Below are 21320 nucleotides of genomic sequence, written 5' to 3'. Positions count from 1 at the left end.
CTCCGTAGGGCGGGACTCAGGCGAGCTCGGCAAAGCACTGGCGAATGATCTCCAGACCCTGGTTGAGCTGTTCATCGCTGGCAGTTAGCGGCACAAGGATGCGCAGCACGTTGCTGTACGTGCCGCAGGACAAGAGGATCAGTTTCTTTTCGCGCGCCTTGACGACTACTTGGCTAGTCAGTGCGCTTGCCGGCTTGTTGAGATCGCCGCCCTCGAAGAGCTCGACAGCAATCATCGCTCCGAGGTTTCGTACTTCGCCGATCGACTTATACTGGGCTTGTAGCTCCTTCAGGCCGGTGACGAGGATCTCGCCGACGGACTTCGCGCGATCCAGGAGATTCTCTTCCTCGAACACGTCCAGCACAGCAAGTGCTGCTGCACAGGCCAAAGGGCTTCCCGCATAAGTCCCACCCAAGCCGCCCGGCGCCACGCTGTCCATGACACTTGCCTTGCCGGTCACGCCCGCCAACGGGAAGCCCCCTGCAATCGACTTGGCGAAGGTGGTCAGGTCGGCGGCGACGCCCATCTGCTCCATTGCGAAGAATGTTCCGGTGCGGCCTGCTCCGGTCTGCACTTCGTCCGCGATGAGCACAATGCCGTGCTGATCACACAGCGCGCGCAGTCGAAGCAGCAGCTCCTTCGGGGCGACATAGAAACCGCCCTCGCCTTGCACCGGTTCCAAAATGATGGCGGCAATGTCGCTCGGCGCAGCGTCGTTCTTGAAGATGCGCTCGATACTCGCGATCGAATCCTCAACGCTAATACCGTGCAAAGCACAGGGATACATGGCGCGATAGACCTGACCAGGCATGAGCCCCATGCCGGCGGAGTACGGCACGACTTTCCCGGTCAGCGAGAGGGTCATCAGCGTCCGTCCGTGATAGGCACCGGTAAACGCGATGACACCGGTGCGGCCAGTGGCGGCACGTGCGATTTTAATGGCGTTCTCGACCGCTTCAGCGCCGGTCGTCACAAGCAAGGTTTTCTTCGGAAAGTCGCCCGGCACCAGCTTGTTGAGCTTCTCGCAGATCTCAACGTATGGCTCGTAGGCCAAAACCTGGAAGCAGGTGTGAGTCAGTTTGCTCAGTTGAGCCTGCACGGCCGCTACCACTTTCGGATGAAGATGGCCGGTATTCAGCACCGCAATGCCACCTGCGAAATCGAGGTACTCCTGCCCTTCGACGTCCCACACTTTGGCGTTCTCAGCGCGCTCGGCAAAGATGGGGTGGATCTGGCTTACGCCTCGGGCGACTGCCTCATTGCGACGCTGCATCAGGGACTCGTTGGTGTTGCTCATGTCTTCCTCTCAGGGCCTGGTTAGGCCGAATTCATTCAGGATGAGCCTCGATCCAAAATTAAGGTCGAGAGAGCGCTGCCGACACTCCACTCTCTCGACCACCTCGAACCGAGGCTCGAGGTTTGGTTAGATGCCGCCTAGACAGAGGTACTTGATCTCGAGATAGTCCTCGATGCCGTACTTGGATCCTTCGCGCCCGATACCGGACGCTTTGATGCCGCCAAAGGGCGCTACCTCTGTCGAGATGATCCCGGTATTGATTCCAACAATGCCGTACTCCAAAGCTTCGCCAACCCGGAATACCCGGCTCAGGTCACGCGCGTAGAAGTAAGCGGCCAAGCCAAACTCGGTGTCGTTGGCTTGAGCGATCACATCGCTCTCGTCGGTGAAGCGGAAGAGCGGTGCGAGAGGCCCGAAAGTTTCCTCCTTGGCGACCTTGGCATTCTTCGGAACATTCACCAGGATGGTTGGCTCGAAGAAGCTTCCACCCAGGCTATTGCCGCCCGCGACCACTTGCGCACCCAACGCAACCGCATCCGAGATGTGCTCTTCCACCTTCGCGATCGCCTTCTCATCGATGAGTGGGCCCGTGGTCACGCCGTCCATGAGGCCATTGCCGATCTTAAGTTTCGCCACCGCCGCTTTGAGCTTGTCGGTGAACGCGTCGTATACGCTGTCCTGGACATACAGGCGGTTCGCACAGACGCACGTCTGACCAGCATTCCGGTATTTGGAGGCCAACGCCCCCTCCACGGCCGCATCCAGGTCGGCGTCGTCGAAGACAATGAAGGGAGCGTTGCCGCCGAGCTCCAGCGACACCTTCTTGATGTCCTTCGCACACTCGGCCATGAGTTGGCGACCGATCTCGGTGGAACCGGTGAACGATAGCTTCCGCACAATCGGGTTACTGGTCAGCTCACTACCGACTTCGCCGGCGCTACCGGTGACGACGCTCAGCACACCACGCGGAATGCCGGCCTGCTCGGCCAATGCAGCCATAGCCAACGCCGAAAAAGGAGTCTGCGAAGCGGGCTTGATCACCATGGTGCAGCCGGCAGCTAAGGCCGGCCCCGCCTTGCGCGTGATCATCGCGGCAGGGAAGTTCCACGGTGTGATGGCAGCGGTTACCCCAATAGGCTGCTTGAGAACCAGCAGTCGCTTGTCAGGCTGGTGACCCGGGATGGTGTCGCCGTAGATGCGTTTACCTTCCTCCGCGAACCATTCGAGGAACGATGCGGCGTAAGCAATCTCGCCGCGCGATTCAGCGAGGGGCTTGCCCTGCTCCATCGTCATCAAGCGGGCCAGTTCTTCCTGGTTCGCCATCATCAGTTCGAACCAGCGGCGCAACTTTCCAGCGCGTTCCTTCGCCGTCAGCTCACGCCATGCGGGCAGAGCACGATCAGCTGCCTCGATAGCCCGCCTCGTTTCAGCTGCGCCCATCTTCGGGACAGTGCCGATGATCTCCCCGGTTGCTGGGTTGTTGACCTTGATGCTCTGGCCGTTGTCCGCATCTACCCAAGCGCCATCAATGAAGGCCTGCTGGCGAAACAAGACAGTGTTGTTCAAAGGCATGGTTCGCTCCTTACAGCTTGATCCAGGTAGCTTTCAGCTCGGTGTACTTGTCGAACGCGTGCAGCGACTTGTCGCGACCGTTGCCGGACTGCTTGAAACCACCGAAGGGCGCGGTCATGTCGCCGCCGTCGTACTGGTTGATCCACACACTGCCGGCGCGTAGGGCCTTGCCGACCAGATGGGCACGGGACAGGTTGCTCGTCCACACCGCTGCGGCCAGGCCGTACACGGTGTCGTTGGCGATGGCGACGGCTTCTTCTTCGCTGTCGAAGGCAATGACCGACAGCACCGGGCCGAAGATCTCTTCCTTGGCGATGCGCATGGCGTTGTCCACGCCATCGAAGACGGTCGGTTCGACATAGGTGCCGCCGGTCTCTTCCAGTACGCGCTTGCCGCCGGCCACCAGCTTGGCGCCGTCGTCATGGCCAGCCTGGATGTAGGACAAGACGGTGTTGAGCTGCTGGACATCGACCACAGCACCAACATTAGTGGCCGGATCAAGCGGATGACCCGGTTTCCAGGACTTGATGGCCTCGACCACCATGGGCACGAACTTGTCCTTGATGGAGCGCTCGACCAGCAGGCGCGAGCCGGCGGTGCAGACTTCGCCCTGGTTGAAGGCGATGGCGCCAGCGGCGGCTTCGGCGGCGGCCTTGAGGTCGGGCGCGTCGGCAAAGACGATATTCGGGCTCTTGCCGCCGGCTTCCAGCCAGACACGCTTCATGTTTGATTCGCCGGCGTAGATCATCAGTTGCTTGGCGATCTTGGTGGAGCCGGTGAACACCAGGGTGTCCACGTCCATGTGCAGGGCCAGGGCCTTGCCCACTGTGTGGCCAAAGCCCGGCAGCACGTTGAGCACACCAGCCGGAATGCCGGCTTCGATGGCCAGCTGGGCCAGGCGGATGGCGGTCAGCGGCGACTTCTCGGAGGGCTTGAGGACTACCGAGTTGCCGGTGGACAGCGCCGGGCCGAGTTTCCAGCAGGTCATCAGCAGGGGGAAGTTCCAGGGCACGATGGCAGCGACCACGCCCACCGGCTCGCGGGTCACCAGACCCAGCTCGTTGTGCGGGGTGGCAGCGACTTCGTCGTAGATCTTGTCGATGGCCTCGCCGCTCCAACGGATGGCGCGGGATGCGGAAGGGACGTCGACGCTCAGCGAATCGCCGATCGGCTTGCCCATGTCCAGGGTTTCCAGCAGGGCCAGCTCTTCGGCATGGGCATCGATCAGGTCGGCGAAGCGGATCATCACTTCCTTGCGCTTGACCGGCGCCAGGCGCGACCAGACGCCGGACTCGAATACGATGCGAGCATTCGCCACAGCCTGCTCAGCATCTGCTTGGTCGCAACTGGCAACCTCCACGAGCACACGACCATCCACCGGGCTTACGCAATCGAAAGTCTCACCATCAAATGCGTCGGTGTACTCGCCGTTGACGAAGGCTCGACCTTCGATCTTCAAAGCTTTGGCTCTGGACTCCCATTCGGAGCGGGTCAGGTTGCTCATGTCTTTTCCTCTTGTAGTAGTGCTGCAACGCTTGGCTGTCTCTGGAAAAGCACTGACACGAGGCTGATCCAGAATTAACTGAGGTAAGCCTCAGATGTGGCTAAGAAAGTCGCGAAGCAACTCTCTGCAGTTCACTCGGTTTTCGGGCTCTCTGGCCTCAATTTCCGCACGCATGCGCTCCGGCAGATCCCCGGCCGACGCGAGGAATCGTTTCCCCTCCTCCGTTTCGCGCCAGTAGGCAGTCCAGGTATCGAACATCTGGGCATCGATCTCGGGATGGAACTGAACACCCATGGCGCGACCTACTCGGTACGCCTGCGGTGCCAAGTCGGTTTTGCCAAGGAGCGTGGCACCAGGCGGGGGGGTGAAGGCGTCAAAGTGGAAGTTCAACCACGGGCCCTTGTGCGCCCAACCATCGGGGGTATCCAACGGCGTCCAGCCAATTTCTGGCGCGGCGTTGCGATAGACCTGGCCGCCCAGCGCACGCGCCAGCAGCTGACTGCCGAAACAGATACCTAGAGTTGGTACGCCTCGCGCCTGAACGGCCTGGAGCCATTCCAACTCACTGGCTAGCCAAGGCAGCCGGTGGTCGTATGCCGACTCCGGACTTCCCATCACCACGGCCAATTCCAGTGCCTCGGGAGCCGGCAAGCCTGCCGACACCGGGTTAATTTCCAGCTGGATACCGAGGTCGGCGAACAGGTCTGGGAGGCTTCCAGCCACGTCGGAATCGGAATGAATGATGGCTACGGCGCGGGCTGGCTTCATGAGGCGGTTCCTGAAAGGACTAAATCTTATGAAACCATATCTTAAAGTTTATTTCATGCCAATCCCTCTGCGACGGATCCGCAAAACCCCTACTCAATGGGCCTTCTGAACGCCACAACCCCACGACTCACCTCACCATTCCAGACAAGCGGATGCAAAAATCCTGTTGAAAGATATAAAACCATATTTTAAATTGAAGTCGTCCAACCTCCCCGTGATTAGCAGACAGAGGTGAGCGGGGAAGGAATAAATGGCGTAGCGCTGAGCCTGGGGATGGCCTGTAAGAAAGCCCCCCAGAAGCCTTTAACAAGAATCGGAGGTGTCCAAATGTCATCCAGTGCCCCAACTACGCTCGAGGCTGCGCCTTACCTTGATGTGGCTGACCCGTCTTTCTCCATGCGCTCCCAAGCGGTCGCGGAAGCGCGGGCAAAGAGTTGGTTTGCTCGCACTCCGTATGGAATAGCAGTACTGCGTTATGACGAGGTGAACGCCCTGATCCGCGATCAGCGCCTCCGCCAGGGCAGCTATGCCTGGCCAGCCCATAACAAGGCGACCGGTAGTTTCGCGGACTGGTGGGTGCGCATGCTGCTGAGCCGCGAAGGCGCTGATCACTCCCGCCTCCGTCGTCTGGCGAATCCCGCCTTCTCCCCCAAGCTGGTGCGGAAGATGACCCCCGAATTCCAGGACATGGCCAATGAGCTCATCGACAGCTTCATCGATGCTGGTCAATGCGAGTTCGTGTCCCAGTTCTCCGAGCCCTATGCCACCCAGGTCATCTGCTCGCTACTCGGCCTGCCGCGCAGTGAGTGGCGCGGCTTGGCCGAGCTGGCCGTCGATATGGGCCTTGCTCTGGGCGTGACGTTCAAGCAGGACGAAGCCAAGATCAACGCTGCTACCGACAAGATGTACGGCTACGCAAAAATGGCCGTGGAGACCCTGAAGCAAAACGGCCTGGGTGACGACTTCCTCAGCATGTTGGTAAAGGCCAACGAGGAAGACAAAGCAGCTCTGAGCGACCAAGAGCTGTACGACATGATCATTCTCGCCATCTTCGGCGGCATCGACACCACCCGAAATCAGATCGCTCTAGCCATGGACACATTCGTCCAGCATCCCGAACAGTGGAAGCTACTTGGCGAGCAACCCGACCTCGCGCGTGCGGCAGTCGAAGAGGTCATGCGTGTGCGCCCCACCGTTACCTGGGTCACCCGCGAAGCCCTGGAAGACTTCAACTACCAAGGTCTGGACATCAAGAAAGGCACCACCGTCCACCTGTTCAGCCAAGCCGCCGGCACTGACCCGAACGCGTTCGAGAATCCAGGCTTCGATATCACCGCCAAACGCCAACCTCACTTCGGCTTCGGTGCAGGGGCCCACCATTGCATCGGCCACTTCATTGCACGTGGCGACATGACCGAAGCGCTGAGCTTGCTTGCGCAGCGACTGCATAACCCCGCTTACAACGGCGAAGTGAAGTGGCTGCCGGATAGCGGCAACACCGGCGCAATCACAATGCCGCTCAAGTTCGATCGAGGCATCTGACAATGGCCAATCCAACTGTGGCGATAGTCGGCACGGGGCCCTCGGGTTGCTACGTAGCACAGGCCCTCCGCAAAGAGTGGCCGGAATCCGAAATCGTGATGCTCGATCGACTACCCGTTCCATATGGACTCGTACGGTACGGAGTCGCTCCTGATCACCCCGGCACCAAGGCGGTCACCCGGCAATTCGAGCGCCTGTTCGAGCGAGAAAACATTCGCTTCATAGGCAATCTGGAAATCGGCAAAGACTTGTCGTTGGACGACCTTCGTCAAGCCTACGACATCGTGGTGCTGGCGACCGGGCTCTATGGCGATCGGAAGTTGGGCATCCCCGGCGATAGCCTGGAGCAGGTATACGGCGCGGGCCGTATGACGCGCTTGCTCAATGACCATCCCGACGAAATTGGTTTCGCCCCCCTCCTCGGCAAGCGAACCGTGATCGTGGGAAATGGCAATGTTGCCATCGACCTGTTGCGACTATTCGCCAAGTCTCATGACGAATTCGAGGGCTCGGACATCTCGGAAGAGTCCCTGGCGCACCTGCTAACCGATCCGGTGGAGTCCATCGACATCGTCGGCCGCTCGCCGGCAGCCCTCGCCAAGTTCGACACTGTAATGATCAAAGAGCTGGCGAAGCTGAACAACGTTCGATTCGAAATCGGGTCGGGCTCAGCACTAACTGCAGCAGCGAGCCCGCAAGAACACGCGAAGATCGAAGCGATCCTGTCGCTGCGGGACACCGAGAGCAAGCCGGGGCCACAGCATAAAACCGTAACCTTCCACTTCGGCTGGATCCCGGAGGAAATTCATGGGGAGGATAACGTCCAGGCAATCACCTTCATTTCTGTCGACGGTGCTGATAAGCGTCTCCGGCTGAAAGCCGACAGCGTGATTACGGCCATCGGCTTCCAGGAGCGCCCCGAGACCGATCTCAGTCGAGACGCACTTTCCGGAGCTACGGCGGACATCGATGCTGGGCTTCTGGATCGCGGCCTCTACTGTGCCGGCTGGTTTAGGAGAGGCCCGCGCGGAACGATCCCGGAGAACCGAGCCGATTCCAAGCGAGTCGCTGACGCAATCGTTCATGCCGTAGCCGAAGGTACCCTCCCTATCGGCAAACCGGGCTTCATCGCAATCCCCGATAACGTGAAGACCCATCTGGTCAGCTACGAGGACTGGAAACGCATCGACGCCGAAGAGCTGCAAAGCGCTCCCGGCGGACGAGTTCGGCGGAAAGTAAGAAACAAATTCGACATGTTGAGCATCGCTCAAGAGAACACCCCGGGAGTCCAATAATGAAAATTCAAGTCCTCTTCGGCACCGAGACCGGCAACGCGGAAATGGTCGCAGACGACATCGTAGATGCACTGGCCCACGAGGTAGATATCTCGGCAGCAGACATGTCCAAATTCCAGGCAAGTGAACTGACTGCGGAAACTTTCTACATCATCGTCTGCTCTACCTACGGTGACGGCGAGCTTCCAAACTCCGCTCAGCCATTCTTTGCTGCCCTCAACAGCGAAAAGCCTGATCTCAAGGGTCTGCGCTTCGCAGTCTTCGGGCTGGGTGACAGCTTCTATGCCACCTACAACCGTGGCAGCGAGATCATCGCTGAGCAGTTGATTGCATTGGGCGGACTGCAAGTAGGTGAACGCGGCCTGCACGATGCATCCAGCGGTGAGCTGCCCGGTGATATCGCCATGCAGTGGGCCAAGGAAATCCTGTCGGCCCTCTGAAAATCGTGAGCCTACGCGCCGCCCCCTCGTGAACGCGTTGGGCGGCGTCTTAGTTTGTGATGCAGAGGCCGGTTATCGACCTGTGCGCAGCCACGCCAGCATCAAGCACGGTTGTTGCTTGCAAGCTGGCAGAAGGTGAACCATGACATCTAAAGCACTCAATATCTGCATTCTCGAGAATGGACAGACCCCCGCCGACCTAGCAGATGATTTCGGCTCGTACCCTGCAATGATCGAACGCTGGATTGCGCCATTCCTGCCTGAGGCGACGTTCACCTACGTTTCTCCGGTACAGGGTGAAGCCCTCCCCTCGCCCCACACGTATGACGGTTACATCCTTTCGGGCTCAAAATACAGTGCGTACGAGCGAGCTCCCTGGATGCTGAGCCTCATGGAGTTCCTGCAGGAGCTTAAGGCGCTGCAAATTCCCGTCTTCGGTATCTGTTTCGGCCACCAGATAATGGCCGACGCGTACGGTGGCCAAACCACAAAGGCCAAGCAAGGATGGGGCGTTGGAGCACAGCTCTACGAGTATGTGAACGACGCTGGCCCGAAGGCGGCGGCGTCCTACATCTTCCACCAAGACCAGGTCACCACGCTGCCGCCGGACTCAGTATGCATAGGGGGCTCCTCTCATTGCCGAAATGGTGTGCTGGCATATGATTTCCCCGCTCTCTCGGTGCAGTACCACCCCGAGTTCACCGCTGACTACATCCGGGCTTTGGCGACCAAGTTCCGTGGCTCACTGCTGCCGGATGCGGTCTCCGAAGGTGCTTTGGATAGCATCGAATGCCTTGAAGTGGACAGCAGTCAGATAGCCAACTGGGCTGCATCTTTCTTCCGGAAGCATGCCCAGCGCTGATTCCGCCTGCCATTGCCGTTCCGTGCCCTCTTCCTAGGAGGGCGCATCCCCCCGCTTCGCCGCCGTCAACTTGAATCCCTCGCGCACTGCAGCCGCGACCACGCGTGTCCGCTCCCCTCTCTCGACCACCCCAAGAAAAGATGCCCCATTCATCGGTCGTGGGAAAAAAATCAGTTGAAAGATATAAAACCATATTTTAAATTTAAATCGTCCCTGCCAGGCACTCACCGAAAGCCGTTAGAGCAGGGGGTAACAAGAATCAAGCAGCTGCAGAGCCTTGCGAACGCTGCGCCAGAGGAGAACTCGAATGACAGCGCTAGACCTTCACCGAGAACACAACACCAGCTCCAGCTCAGCGCAGGAGCTTGCGGCTCGCATTCGCGATGCCGGCGTGGAGTATCTCTACTACCAAGTGGTCACCCTTTCCGGTCGCGTCATCGCCAAGGTTGTCCCGGCCAAGCATCTCCTCCGCAACCTCGAGAAAGGCGTGCAGTTCCACCGCACCGCAATCTCCGACCTGCAAACCTCCCGCTCTGGCGAGCTGCTCGGCGGCGGCGCTCAAGCTGCTGAATTCACCGCCCTGCCGGACATCGACAGCTTCCAGGTACTGCCCTGGGATCGTTCCATCGGTTCCTTCTTCTGCCGCCTGTACGAGCCGGATCACCGCATCGAGAACGGCGGAGCCCCCCTGGCGACCGACGCGCGCGGCCACCTGATCCGTACTCACGAAGCCTTCATCAAAGAAACTGGCATGCGCCTGAAATCGGGTTGCGAGCCCGAAATGACCTGGTTCGGCGAGAAGCTGGAAGTGCAGGTGCGCCCGGGCGCGAGTCCTGCCTACCACCTGGGCAACCTCGAGCTGATGCGCCCGATCTACAAGCGCGTCATGGAGTACTCGACCGCCATGGGCCTCGACATGATCGAAGGCGACTACGAGGATCCGGGCCAGCTCGAGCTGAACTGGATGTTCGACTCCTGCGAGCTGACCGCAGACCGTCTGATGACCTACCGCCTGATCTGCCGTCAGGTAGCACGTGAGTTCGGCGTAACCGCCAGCTTCATGCCGAAGCCGAGCACCGGCAGCATGGGTAATGGCTGCCACCACAACGTCAGCCTGTGGAAAGGCGATCACAACGCCCTGGCCGAACCAGGCCGCCGCGAACTACACCTGACCGAAATCGGCCTGCACGCCCTCGGCGGCATGCTGTCCCACGCTCCGGGCTCCATGATGATCATGGCCTCGACCGTGAACTCCTATAAGCGCTTCTGGGACACCGGGCAGTTTGCTCCGACCCGCATCAACTGGGGTATGGACAACAAGACCTGTACCGTTCGCCTCTCCGCCAATGGCCGCCTGGAATACAAGCTCCCCGATGCCAGCGTGAACCCGTACCTGTCCCACACCCTGCTGCTGACGGCCATGCTCGACGGCCTGCGCAACAAGATCGACCCGGGCCAGTCCGAGAGCAAGGACAGCTATGTGGAAGGCGGCAGCGCCTCCGGACGCCTGCCGCTGACGCTGGGCGAAGCAGTCCAGGCGTTCGATCAGGACGAAGTAATCCGCTCCGCCCTTCCCACTGAGATGAGCAAGCTGTATCGCGATCTGAAGGCAGACGAGTGGGCCCGCTCCTGCGGCGTTGTCACCGACTGGGAACGCAAAATGTATCTGGACTACCTGCCATGAACCTGGTCAACAAAGACACCCTGCAAGAGTTCCGGATCATCTGCGCCGACCTGCCGGCCCCGCCCCTGTTCTGGAAGGACGATAAGGGCTATCGGCATGGCTATGAATCGGATCTCGGTCGTCTGCTGGCGAACACTCTGGGACTCCCTTTCAGTTTCGCCTACCACAACTGGGCTGACTTCTATCCGGCGCTGCAAGCTGACCAAGGCGAAGTGATCCTGTGTGGCCAAGGTATCTCCGAGTATCGGAAAACCCTGGCCGACTTCACCGAACCCTACGCGATCTTCGACGAGGCCGTGATGGTGTTGCGCGGAAGCACTGTTCGGAGTCCGGCCGACCTGGCGGGCAAAAGGGTTGGAGCGATTGCCAATAGCTTGAACATGGCGCTGGCCGAAACCTTCGCCGACTGCATCTGCGTTCCCTTTGGCGGCGACAGCGACGACGTTCTGGGCGACATGGTTCAGGCCCTCCGAGACGGCACAATCGACGCCTTTGTCGACGATGACGTGGCCCTGGTACCACTCGCGAAAGAAGCAGACCTGGCGATCGCATTCAGCGTACCAACGCAGAACAAATGGGGTATCGCGGTTAAGAAAGGGAATGGGCAGCTCCTTGCCCAGGTCAATGAAGCTCTTGCGGCCGTGAAAACCAACGGGCAACTGGAACAGATCTGGCGCAAATGGATGCCGTCCTTGGCCTATCCGTTCGGGGACAACTGACCGCAGCCCTCACCCTGCGCTCAGCTGGTCGAAGCTCGCCGTCACCCGGCGAGCTTCTTAAGGCCGCTACCTCACGGGGCGGCCTTTTTTTGCTGACTAGAACAATCAAAACATCTGGAAAGAGGTTATAAGGGCGTGAGAGGCAGTAACTCTGGTAAATTGCCACGCGCGTTGGGCGCAAACAGACGGAGGATTGGCAGAAGAGGATTGTCACCTGGCAGTAGGTGAGAGCGCTTCGGGCCAACAGATATAGGTATGAACGAAACTACGAGTGCACGTACAGCCTCCTTTATGCGGCTGCGCCAGGAAGGGCGAACCGAAGAAGTAGTGCGCCGCCTGATTGAAGTCATTGACCTCGGCCTCTTTGCCGAAGGCGAACAACTGCCCAGCGAAAGTGAGCTAGCAATGCAGTTCGGCGTTGCAACAGTGACCCTTCGGGAGGCCCTGGCTTACCTTCGCGAGCGCGGAGTGATTGAAACCCGTCGGGGTCGCAACGGCGGCAGCTTTGTATGCCCGCCTGTGGAAATCTCGGAGGAACTACTCTTCTCCCGCCTCACCGAAATGAGTGCCCTGGAACTGCGCGACCTTTGCGATGAACATATTGCAATTTCCGGCACCGCAGCACGACTGGCCGCCAAGCGCTCTGCACCGGAGCACCACACACGTCTGGAGCACTACATCAGCGCGTTAGGTGAAGCTTCGACTCGACTGGAAAGGCGCCGTGCGGATGCTCGCTTCCATATCGAGATTGCCGTGGCCGCACAGTCTGTAAGGCTCACCCATGCAGAAATGAGCCTGCAGGCTGAAATTGGAGAACTGCTCTGGATCCCTATCGAGGGGGCACAAAGTCCCGAAGCGGTGCAACAAGAGCATCGAGCAATTGCGGACGCGATCGTTGCTGGCGACACGAACCTGGCCGGCGCTCTGGCAGAAGCGCATGTCACTCGCGGCATCAAAAGGCTAATAGATCTAAGACTGAATCTTTTAGCTCAAGAAGAGGAGTGACTGGCACATCACTTGCTGCCCAATTCTTGAACAATAATGATAAGGGTCTGTGTGCTAAACGTACCCCTACGTTTTCAGTCCCGACCACACGCAGTGAGGCGGTAAGCCATGCCTGTAGAGATTCTCCGAGACGAGCTAGATGAGTGCGCATCGCGCATCAATGCGTCGATCGGTAACGTTTTCAGCCAACTGACCGTACTGGCAGACGAAGTCGTCGACACCTGGCAGCGTCTGAGTGCGGAGGGGAAAAAACCAACGTCGAAAGACCTGGCAACCCTCAAACCCCAGATCGACGCGCACCTCCTGGCAGAACGGACTTCAGTCCACGGCACGGGTGTAGTGATTGAGCCTGGCGAGCTGGCGGATCAGGAGATGTATCTGGAATGGTGGCGCATGGGCGCCTCCGGCAAAGTCATCCCTATGACACTCAACTTCAACCGCCGCAGCGAGAGTTACTACAACTATCAGAGCATGCCCTGGTTCTCGCGCCCCAAAGAGACCGGCCGAAATATCGTAGTCGGGCCTTATGTCGACCTCTATGGCGCCGATATGTACATCCTGACGTTCTCGATGCCCATCTATGTAGATGACCGCTTTGTGGGCATAGCAGGTGCAGACATTGCGCTTCATCGCTTCGAGCGCGTACTGCTTTCCAGCCTGATGAAGATGGAGCACGAAGCCCTAATCGTTACAGAGGAAGGCCGAGTGGTTGCCGCGAACACAGCCAATTGGACGGTTGGCGAGATGGCGCATCATGCGTTTAATCGCACCGAGGTAGACTGCAAAATCATTGAGCTTGGTGAAGCTGCGGCCCATTGGTCGCTGATCCAGCGCCCAAATCGACGCAACATGACTGGTGCGGCCTAACCTACCGACACCAGTGGGCGAGACTCCAGCTTGGCAGTCTCGCCCTCATACACACCTTACTTCCCGGCCTGCCACTGCTTCCATGCGGTACGGATTGCCCGCTTCTGGTCGCCTGACAGCTGCTCTAGAAAATACAGCCTCCTCCGCTCCTCTCGGCTCGGTAAAAACGTATCCGGTATCAGTCGTCTGTAGCTCTCACGATCCAAATCAAGGCTGGGAGTAAAGTGCGTGGCCCTGGCGTTCCTCACGGCGATTCTCGGCTCCAGCATGTAGTTGATAAACCGATAGGCTGAGGTGATGTTTTGTGCGTTCGCGGGGATTGCTAGGCTATCGATGAACATGAGCCCCCCTTCTGTAGGTATTGTGAAGCGAAGCTCACCTTTCCCATTCGCTGCAGACACGTGTCCATTCCATGCCATTCCAGCACAGACTTTTCCACTGGCAAGCTGCGAGATGTACGTCGAGAATGCGCTAGGACTGAGTAATGCTCCCAGGCCCTGGAGCTCGCGAGCGGCTTTCGCGATGCCGCGAGGACTGCTGCTTTTCAGGCTCTTGCCCTTGTAGTTCAGGTACAAAGAAAGAGTTTCCTCCTGAGCATTGAGCAGCGTCACTCCACATGAGTGAAGCTTGTTGGTGCTGGAAGGATCAAACAAAACGCTCCAACTGTTCGCTATTGGTGCCTGCATTACCCGGGAGGCCGCAGACTCATTCACAACCAGGCCCACAGCCCCCCACATGTACGGGCTGACATACCGATCTGCGCCGCGCTTGGCAGAGAGGTTAGCGAGAAGCTCCTTACTTACCTCAGAGCGATTCGGCAACCTGGAAAAATCGATCTCGACAAGTCGCTTCTCTCTTATCAGCCGATCGAGCTGAAAATCCGACGGCACGATGACATCGAAGTAATCGCCGCCTTCGAGGTCGGCTTCCAATTCGGCCGCCGTAGCATAATTTGTGTACTCAACCTTGATACCGGTATCGCGCTCAAAATCGCGAATGACCCCGGGATCGATATAGTCCGCCCAGTTGTGTACCCGCACGACCTCTTGAGCGGGTACCTGAGTCGACACCAATGCCATCAAAAGCACCAACAATACCGTGACATGCATTCTTGAACTCCGCCGAGCTAAGAGCTGGATCTGTATGAAAGTCCGGACATTTAACTCTTGATCGCCAAATGCAATACGCCCTTGAAAACAAGGGCGTATTGGTTTGTGGCGAATGATCAGCCTTGCACTAAGCAGCGTTCACTGTCGATCGTTGAAAGCCGTTACCAGGAATGGCATCCCCATGCGGTGCGTCGCTTCGATTGTGAGGGCGAGACAGCCCCATGTAGATGAAACCGATGGCGATTACTGCCCCTGCAGAGAGCAGAACGATCCAGTTGTCGTACCAGGCCGCATCTGGTGTGCGAGGCCAGCAGATATTCACGATTGCTGCGACGCCGTAGGCCAGGGCGCCGACGTTGACCAACATGCCATAACGGCCCAGTTGGTACTCACCTGACGGCTTCCAGCCTTTGAGGCGCGCTCGAAGGGCAGCAAGAATTACCATCTGGAAGGCGATATAGATACCAACCGACGAGAAAGAAATGATCTTCAGTAGAGCGTCAGTGGAGACCATGGAGCCGACGACGATGATGCCTGGAATGATCGCGGACAACAGCAGCGCATACGGCGGGACGTGGCGTTCATGAGAGAACTTGGCCAGGAGTGTACTTCCAAACACCATCTTGTCGCGGGCATAGGCATACACCAGGCGACTGGCAGCAGCTTGCAGGCTCATGGCGCAAGACAGGAACGAAATCAGTACCACACCAATCACGGCCCAAGCGCCGATCGGCCCAAATGCAGAAGTCAAAACACCAGTTACCGGATCGCCAGCCTTACCTTCGATCACGGCCTGGAAATCTACCACTGACAACGTAAGGGCTAGGCAAACAAAGGTCGCCGCAGCGCCACCGATGTATATGGTGCGTCGCATGGATTTCGGGATGCGCAGACCGGGATTTGGCACCTCTTCTGCCACATCCCCGCATGCCTCGAATCCGTAATACTGGAATACGCCGATCAGGCTGGCGGCCAGGAACGCACTCATATAGCTACCAGTGCCTTCCGCGCCAAAGGTGTCGAACAACACGCTGAAATCGTGATGGCGCTCGAAAATCAGCAGGTAACCACCCACCACCAGAGCTCCGAGGATTTCAGCCGCGAAGCCAATGATGGCTGCCTGCGCCAGAACGCGCGTGCCCATCAGGTTAATCACGGTTGCCAGCGCGAGCACGGCCAACGCACACAGAACAGTAGCTTCGGTTGTCGGCTCAAAGCCCACGATGGCCGCCGTGTAGGGCGCCGCACCGTATGCAACACCTGCAATGGTAGAGAACAGGGCCATCACATAGACCCAACCAGTCATCCACGCCCACTTCCGCCCCCACAGGCGACGCGCCCAGGGATACACGCCGCCTGCCAAAGGATACTGGGAAACGATTTCGCCAAAGACCAGGGCGACCAGCATCTGACCGATACCAGCAACGAGCAGTGCCCAGATCATCGGCGGCCCCCCCAAAGCCAGCGACACGGCAAAGAGGGTGTAGATACCCACTACTGGGGACAGGTAGGTAAAACCGAGCGCAAAGTTCGCCCAGAGGCTCATGTCCCGTCGAAACTCGGATTTGTACCCAAGCGACGCCAATCGCTCAGCGTCGGCGTCTATGGGGGTGTTTATGTGATGGTCGGTCATCGTGCTACCTCGTGTCTTTTTTGTGCTTGTAGGCAGTGACGCAGTAGATAGGGCCTTTTCTATCGGTACGCAGGCTTTGGTGGTGCGCAGGCTTTGGTTGCGGCACGGCCTAGAAATATCTCTAAAAACCTATTAGGTCAAATGACATATCTTTTAATTAGAGAGCTTTCTTATTCAAAAAAGCTATTGAAGTGGCGAGATCTCATCCAGAAGCGCAAGGATAACAGCCGAAACGGCGCAGAAAATGCTTCCACGCCACGCCAACGCTCTTGACCATTCATATGGTTTCATATTTTATTGAGGCTATCCGTCCTCCCGTAGGTATCCCCACCCGGTTGCTGGCGGGCCTAGGCAGGGACGAAAGAACGTGCAGGTAGCGAGAGCGCAGCCAGGCGTGCGAAGGAAGGATCCCCACGAGCCAATAGCAAGCGCCGCCCTCTAACCGTGAGCGATGAAGATTCAATGAAAGCCCACCGAAGTACCCATGCCCCAACCTACGATGAGCTGGGATGCCCCTCCTCCCTTTTGGGACAGTCGTTTGAACTCGCTGCTAGGAGAGCATCATGACAAAGCAAATAGTGGTCGTTGGTGCCTCTCTCTCCGGCTTAAGAGCGGTTGAACAACTGCGGGCTCATGGTTGGAAGGACGCCATCACTGTCGTGGGCGCCGAGCCATGGATGCCTTACAACAGGGTGCCGCTTTCCAAACAGATGCTGAGTGCTGAACTCAAGGCTACTAAATCGCTCGATAGCGATTTCTTCGAAGCGCTGGCGCTTCCACAGAGCAAGCTTCTTGAGAAGGTCGAATGGCAGCTAGGAAACCCTGCCGTTTCGTGTTCAATCCAGAACAAATGGGTGTCTCTGGCAGACGGTAATCGCATTCAATGGGACGGCTTGGTTATCGCCACTGGCTTACGCCCCCGGAAGCTTTCGCTCCAAGGGCATGACAAAAATCGCTTTGTTGTACGTACGCTCGAGGATGCTGCCAGATTACGGTCGGCGCTAACTGCCGGTCGCAAAGTCACGGTCGTTGGAGCCGGATTCCTGGGCTGCGAGATCGCCGCGGCGGCTACGCAATTGGGGTGTGCGGTAACTGTCATTGATTCCAACACGACCCCATTGGAGCGGCCACTCGGATCAGCGGTAGGGCGAGTGCTACAACGTTATCAGGAAGCGCATGGCGTCAAGTTCATCCTGGGCCAACGAGTCGACGGCTTCTCCGCCTCAGCTACAGGTGAGCTGATCGGCCTTAGACTGAGCAACGGCACCTTCCTATCGACCGATATCGTGGTCGAGGCGCTCGGTTTCCACGGGAACGTCAAATGGCTCGAGGGAAATGGGCTCGATTTGCATGATGGCGTGCTCTGCAATGAACGACTTCAGCTAGCCGGAAACCCACATGTCGTCGCAGTAGGCGATGTCGTCCGCTTCGTCAATCCCCTCTATCGGGCCGTCACAAATCGCCCCGAACATTGGGCCGCTCCCGAAGATACTGCCTGCCATGCTGCCGCGTCGCTGACAGGTGAACTGCTTTCCCAAACATCTCGAGACATTCTTTTCCAGCCGCTCCCACACCACTGGAGCAGCCTGTTTTCTCTGCAGATTCAAGTCATCGGAGCACCAGGGCTTGGCCAAAAAATGTACATCATGGAAGGAGACTTGAATCAACCCCTTAAAGACCAAAGCAAGCTCGCAATAGGTTATTTGAACAAAACCACTCTCACTGGCGTGCTTCTTATTAATTTACCGCAAAGACATCAAGCGTTTCGCCAGCTTGTTCTTAACTCACTACAAGAATACCAAAACGAGGTGTTGGAACATGCATAATGTAATAGGAAGCTTTGAGATAGGTGTGATGATAGACGAGAGCAACCCTATCAACCCGCCGCCGACCAAAACGGCGAAAACCTCCATACTTGAATTTCTAATCAAGATTTTCGCCGACTTCAGCATTAATTACTAACAAAACAAATAATCGACTAATCACGAAGGAGGGCTCATGTTCACAAGTAGAAAGCCCAAGCTTTTAGCAGAGGAAGTAACCAATTATATAGAGTCCATTCTGCTAGACCAATCAGCAGACATTGTAAATGGAACATTGATTAGCCAACACTTAAAGCTCAAAGAGTGCCTGGAAAGCCTTAAGAGTAGAATAACAGCCAAAAGCAATATCCAGATCGAAAGATTTCCAAACAACCTTGATCACAACCTTGTAGAAGATCTGAAAAATACGCTTCTGGAAGCTCAGTCAGAGATAACAGCACTCCGAAGCGAGATCGACCGCCAAAATGCCAATCAATGCGAACTCATTGACCAAGCTCAGCGACACTTTGAGGATGAGCAAGTCTGGGAGATCACAAAACAGACCCTCACCGAGGGGTGCTGGTCGCTTTCGGTAATTGATGGGGACATCAACAATCCCCTAAATACTCCACGTTGGTCTAAGCAGTTCAGAGATCTAATCGGCTATTCAGAGCGCGAGTATACGGACGGTTGGGAAAGCTACACGGAAGTAGTCAACCAAGATGACCTGAAGCGAATGATGAAGGTTGTTACTGATTATGCGCTATCTGGTGACTATTCCTCCCCCTATACAGTTGAGTATAGGATGCGGCACAAAACCAAGGGAGAGACCTGGTTTCGGGAACGAGGCCAAGGAGTCAAGGACAGCAATGGTAAGCTCTGTCGTGTCATAGGGGCAGTACGTGATATCTCCGACGAGAAGCTAGCTGAGATTCTGCACGCTCGTGAACTGGCAGGAATTCAAGCGACCTATGACCAAATTGCGCAAGTAGTGGGCGTGATTAAAAGCATCGCAGACCAAACCAATATGCTTGCACTGAATGCAGCGATCGAAGCGGCACGAGCAGGGGATGTTGGCCGTGGTTTCTCCGTCGTCGCTGACGAGGTAAAGAAACTCGCAGGAAGAACTCGGGAAGCCACCCAGAAGATCCAAGACATGCTATCGTCACAACCTGTATAGACAACGAAAATCGGCCTTTGTCCTAATTCGCCCTTCAAACAAAGGCCCTATTCCATGACTGAAAATCATGCCCTGAGATCGGCTTGCTAATACAGTACCCCTGAACCTCCTCGCATCCCCAACGTTCAAGCATATCCATAACAACTTTTGACTCGACGCCTTCAGCGACCACCTCAATATTTAGACTGTGGGCAAGCTCAATTATCGACCTCACGATAGCTGCAGAGTCCGCATCCTCGTCAAGCCCCATGACGAATGACTGATCGATTTTTATGTAGTCAACCGGCAGCCTCTTTAGGTACGACAACGAAGAGTATCCCGTACCAAAATCATCGATGAATATCTTGAAGCCTGCCTCACGCAACTGCATAAGAACATGCTGGGCCGCTGACAGATCGTCCATTATGCAACTCTCTGTCAACTCGAACTGAATCCAGTCTGGACTACCACCCCAGGTTTCCAGCGATCCCAAGACGTGCTCCATAAGCTGCGGATCTCGTAGGTCATGGGAAGAAAGATTTATGGCGATTGGAACAGCTTGACCTGATCCATGCCATACATGACTTTCGCGAACGGCCGCCGCTAATACCCAGTACGTCAGTCGGGTGATCAAACCCGCGCGCTCAGCGAAGTTGATGAACTGGTTGGGACTCATTAGGCCTTGCTCTGGGTGCTTCCACCGCACCAAGGCTTCCACCCCGCTTATTGCCCTTGAGCGTATTTTCACCTTTGGTTGAAACAGCAAGAAGAGTTCATCGCCATCGATGGCACGGCGCAAGTCAGTCATGAGAATCAGCCGTTGGGCGTTATCGCTATCGAGCGAACCGGCATATACAGCAATCTTCTCGGCACTGCATTTGGCGCTGTAGCGTGCAATATTTGCTCGCCGCAAGAGCGCATCGGGGTCGCTGCCATGTCCCGGAAACAACGTGATACCGATGCTGCAGTCCACATGCAGCAGCAGTTCGTTCAGATCCATAGGTTTACTCAAAGCCTGCAGCACCTGCCGCGCAGCTTGCGCCGCATGACCGGCATCCACTTATGGTAGCAGCACCGAAAAGGAGGATTCAGCGATGCGGGCAATCATTCGATGTGCCCCAACTGCATCTATCAGGCCTTTAGCGACCTGCTGCAAGAGACGATCGCCCTCTCGATAGCCGAGCGTTTCATTGATCTCCCTGAAGTTGTCGATCTCAATATGCAGCAGCGCCAAAGGGTCATGTGAGTCGCCCGATTTGATGGTCGCATCGCTCAGGGCTGCTCTCATCGAAAGACGATTGGGGAGACCGGTAAGCTCGTCGTAGTAGGCCATTCTCCTAATGCATTCTTCAGCTCGTTTGTGCTCACTGACGTCGGTAATGAAGCCTTCCAACGCCAGCACTCTACCTTCTGGGGAGTACACGCCACAGCCTTGCTCCCATACCCACTTGATTTGACCGGCAGCAGTCTGGATCCGATATGTGAATTGATAAGGGGCCCTGGCCTTCAAGGCTCGGGAAACCTTGCGCCTGAGCGAAGGGAGGTCGTCTGGGTGGATGATGTCCACCATTCTCACTGCGCCCTCGATAAGCTCGGAAGCAGGATGACCGGTAAGCTGGCGGCAGCCTTCACTGATAAACTCGACGCTCCAGGAAACATCATTCCGGCACCGATACGCCACACCCGGTAGATTACTGATGAGTGTCTGCAAAATACGCTGACTGTCTCTCAGACCCTCTACCAATGCGGACTCGGTAGTGACTGCTTCCTGGAGGCTACTCACCCGAGTCTGATGCTCCAGTAAGGATTTGACGTGGTGAGCTAGCAAGTAAAGCGCCTCGCGCTGCGGCGCTTCCAGTTTTTTTGATACGGTATCTGCGACTGAAAGAACCCCGGTCACATGGCTCCCTGCTCCAGGAATTGGGATGCCAGCGAAGAATTTGATGTGAGGCGCCCCAGCCACCAAGTCGCAGTCCCGGAACAACTCGCTAGTGGTGGCATCCGCCACCTCAACCAATTCGTTGAAGGCCATGACTGCAACACTCAACGATCCTTCCCGGGG

16 protein-coding genes and 1 pseudogene are annotated in these 21320 nt (G+C 57.1%); 10 read left to right on the top strand and 7 right to left on the bottom strand.

What is annotated here, in order from left to right:
- Positions 1-16: 16 nt before the first annotated feature.
- The 4 genes from gabT to KF707C_RS07190 form a co-directional block, all read right to left on the bottom strand.
- Positions 17-1297, bottom strand: a complete 1281-nt coding sequence (gabT, locus tag KF707C_RS07205) for a 4-aminobutyrate--2-oxoglutarate transaminase (RefSeq protein ID WP_003455101.1) — start codon at positions 1295-1297, stop codon at positions 17-19.
- A 126-nt stretch (positions 1298-1423) separates the two neighbouring features.
- Positions 1424-2869: an NADP-dependent succinate-semialdehyde dehydrogenase gene (gene gabD / locus KF707C_RS07200; RefSeq protein ID WP_003455103.1), complete on the bottom strand. Its 1446-nt coding sequence runs from the start codon at positions 2867-2869 to the stop codon at positions 1424-1426.
- 10 nt (positions 2870-2879) lie between these two features.
- A complete protein-coding gene (locus tag KF707C_RS07195; RefSeq protein ID WP_096368007.1) occupies positions 2880-4373 on the bottom strand; it encodes an aldehyde dehydrogenase in 1494 nt (497 codons plus the stop codon).
- Positions 4374-4463: 90 nt separating this feature from the next.
- On the bottom strand, positions 4464-5141 hold the full coding sequence (locus KF707C_RS07190) for a type 1 glutamine amidotransferase (RefSeq protein ID WP_036993667.1): 678 nt from the start codon (positions 5139-5141) through the stop codon (positions 4464-4466).
- Between the two features lie 327 nt (positions 5142-5468).
- Between KF707C_RS07190 and KF707C_RS07185 the strand changes: the two genes are divergently transcribed.
- The 8 genes from KF707C_RS07185 (at position 5469) to KF707C_RS07150 (ending at position 13555) form a co-directional block, all read left to right on the top strand.
- Complete coding sequence (locus tag KF707C_RS07185) at positions 5469-6683, top strand: cytochrome P450 (RefSeq protein ID WP_036993668.1); 1215 nt, start codon at positions 5469-5471, stop codon at positions 6681-6683.
- Between the two features lie 2 nt (positions 6684-6685).
- Positions 6686-7978 (top strand): FAD-dependent oxidoreductase, encoded by a 1293-nt coding sequence (locus KF707C_RS07180; RefSeq protein ID WP_003455109.1) that lies wholly within the window; start codon positions 6686-6688, stop codon positions 7976-7978.
- Positions 7978-8418, top strand: a complete 441-nt coding sequence (locus KF707C_RS07175; RefSeq protein WP_003455111.1) for a flavodoxin domain-containing protein — start codon at positions 7978-7980, stop codon at positions 8416-8418. Before KF707C_RS07180 ends, KF707C_RS07175 begins: the two co-directional genes overlap by 1 nt.
- A gap of 142 nt (positions 8419-8560) precedes the next feature.
- Positions 8561-9280 (top strand): type 1 glutamine amidotransferase, encoded by a 720-nt coding sequence (locus KF707C_RS07170; protein ID WP_036993669.1) that lies wholly within the window; start codon positions 8561-8563, stop codon positions 9278-9280.
- Between the two features lie 307 nt (positions 9281-9587).
- Positions 9588-10964 carry a glutamine synthetase family protein gene (locus KF707C_RS07165; protein WP_003455113.1) on the top strand — a complete coding sequence of 459 codons (1377 nt, stop codon included), beginning with the start codon at positions 9588-9590 and terminating at the stop codon, positions 10962-10964.
- Positions 10961-11683, top strand: a complete 723-nt coding sequence (locus KF707C_RS07160) for a substrate-binding periplasmic protein (protein ID WP_003455115.1) — start codon at positions 10961-10963, stop codon at positions 11681-11683. Before KF707C_RS07165 ends, KF707C_RS07160 begins: the two co-directional genes overlap by 4 nt.
- Before the next feature lie 255 nt (positions 11684-11938).
- Entirely contained in the window at positions 11939-12688 is a 750-nt protein-coding gene (locus KF707C_RS07155) for a FadR/GntR family transcriptional regulator (RefSeq protein ID WP_036993670.1), read from the top strand.
- Positions 12689-12796: 108 nt separating this feature from the next.
- Positions 12797-13555 carry a cache domain-containing protein gene (locus KF707C_RS07150; RefSeq protein WP_036993672.1) on the top strand — a complete coding sequence of 253 codons (759 nt, stop codon included), beginning with the start codon at positions 12797-12799 and terminating at the stop codon, positions 13553-13555.
- Positions 13556-13611: 56 nt separating this feature from the next.
- On the opposite strand, the gene KF707C_RS07145 is transcribed toward KF707C_RS07150, so the two are convergent.
- Positions 13612-14664 carry an extracellular solute-binding protein gene (locus tag KF707C_RS07145; RefSeq protein WP_036993674.1) on the bottom strand — a complete coding sequence of 351 codons (1053 nt, stop codon included), beginning with the start codon at positions 14662-14664 and terminating at the stop codon, positions 13612-13614.
- A gap of 127 nt (positions 14665-14791) precedes the next feature.
- Positions 14792-16297, bottom strand: coding sequence for an APC family permease (locus tag KF707C_RS07140; protein WP_003455121.1), 1506 nt, complete (start codon positions 16295-16297; stop codon positions 14792-14794).
- 563 nt (positions 16298-16860) lie between these two features.
- Here KF707C_RS07140 and KF707C_RS07135 point away from each other — a divergent pair.
- Together KF707C_RS07135 and KF707C_RS07130 are read left to right on the top strand one after the other, a co-directional pair.
- The gene (locus tag KF707C_RS07135) at positions 16861-18123 is read left to right on the top strand and encodes an NAD(P)/FAD-dependent oxidoreductase (RefSeq protein ID WP_051050769.1); all 1263 of its coding nucleotides are present in this window, start codon (positions 16861-16863) and stop codon (positions 18121-18123) included.
- A 172-nt stretch (positions 18124-18295) separates the two neighbouring features.
- On the top strand, positions 18296-19279 hold the full coding sequence (locus KF707C_RS07130) for a methyl-accepting chemotaxis protein (protein WP_036993679.1): 984 nt from the start codon (positions 18296-18298) through the stop codon (positions 19277-19279).
- A 34-nt stretch (positions 19280-19313) separates the two neighbouring features.
- Here KF707C_RS07130 and KF707C_RS30090 read toward each other — a convergent pair.
- Positions 19314-21290, bottom strand: a pseudogene (locus KF707C_RS30090) (putative bifunctional diguanylate cyclase/phosphodiesterase).
- Between the last annotated feature and the right edge of the window lie 30 nt (positions 21291-21320).

Origin of the sequence: Pseudomonas furukawaii, from assembly GCF_002355475.1 — a bacterium.
GTDB lineage: Bacteria > Pseudomonadota > Gammaproteobacteria > Pseudomonadales > Pseudomonadaceae > Metapseudomonas > Metapseudomonas furukawaii.
Note: the sequence above shows the minus strand (reverse complement) of the source record. Positions and strands in the feature narration are given on the sequence as shown.

Excerpts from the sequence above, each read along its gene's own strand:
- gabT (WP_003455101.1), bottom strand. The coding sequence starts at position 1,297 with ATGAGCAACACCAACGAGTCCCTGATGCAGCGTCGCAATGAGGCAGTC.
- gabD (WP_003455103.1), bottom strand. The coding sequence starts at position 2,869 with ATGCCTTTGAACAACACTGTCTTGTTTCGCCAGCAGGCCTTCATTGAT.
- KF707C_RS07195 (WP_096368007.1), bottom strand. The coding sequence starts at position 4,373 with ATGAGCAACCTGACCCGCTCCGAATGGGAGTCCAGAGCCAAAGCTTTG.
- KF707C_RS07190 (WP_036993667.1), bottom strand. The coding sequence starts at position 5,141 with ATGAAGCCAGCCCGCGCCGTAGCCATCATTCATTCCGATTCCGACGTG.
- KF707C_RS07185 (WP_036993668.1), top strand. The coding sequence starts at position 5,469 with ATGTCATCCAGTGCCCCAACTACGCTCGAGGCTGCGCCTTACCTTGAT.
- KF707C_RS07180 (WP_003455109.1), top strand. The coding sequence starts at position 6,686 with ATGGCCAATCCAACTGTGGCGATAGTCGGCACGGGGCCCTCGGGTTGC.
- KF707C_RS07175 (WP_003455111.1), top strand. The coding sequence starts at position 7,978 with ATGAAAATTCAAGTCCTCTTCGGCACCGAGACCGGCAACGCGGAAATG.
- KF707C_RS07170 (WP_036993669.1), top strand. The coding sequence starts at position 8,561 with ATGACATCTAAAGCACTCAATATCTGCATTCTCGAGAATGGACAGACC.
- KF707C_RS07165 (WP_003455113.1), top strand. The coding sequence starts at position 9,588 with ATGACAGCGCTAGACCTTCACCGAGAACACAACACCAGCTCCAGCTCA.
- KF707C_RS07160 (WP_003455115.1), top strand. The coding sequence starts at position 10,961 with ATGAACCTGGTCAACAAAGACACCCTGCAAGAGTTCCGGATCATCTGC.
- KF707C_RS07155 (WP_036993670.1), top strand. The coding sequence starts at position 11,939 with ATGAACGAAACTACGAGTGCACGTACAGCCTCCTTTATGCGGCTGCGC.
- KF707C_RS07150 (WP_036993672.1), top strand. The coding sequence starts at position 12,797 with ATGCCTGTAGAGATTCTCCGAGACGAGCTAGATGAGTGCGCATCGCGC.
- KF707C_RS07145 (WP_036993674.1), bottom strand. The coding sequence starts at position 14,664 with ATGCATGTCACGGTATTGTTGGTGCTTTTGATGGCATTGGTGTCGACT.
- KF707C_RS07140 (WP_003455121.1), bottom strand. The coding sequence starts at position 16,297 with ATGACCGACCATCACATAAACACCCCCATAGACGCCGACGCTGAGCGA.
- KF707C_RS07135 (WP_051050769.1), top strand. The coding sequence starts at position 16,861 with ATGACAAAGCAAATAGTGGTCGTTGGTGCCTCTCTCTCCGGCTTAAGA.
- KF707C_RS07130 (WP_036993679.1), top strand. The coding sequence starts at position 18,296 with ATGTTCACAAGTAGAAAGCCCAAGCTTTTAGCAGAGGAAGTAACCAAT.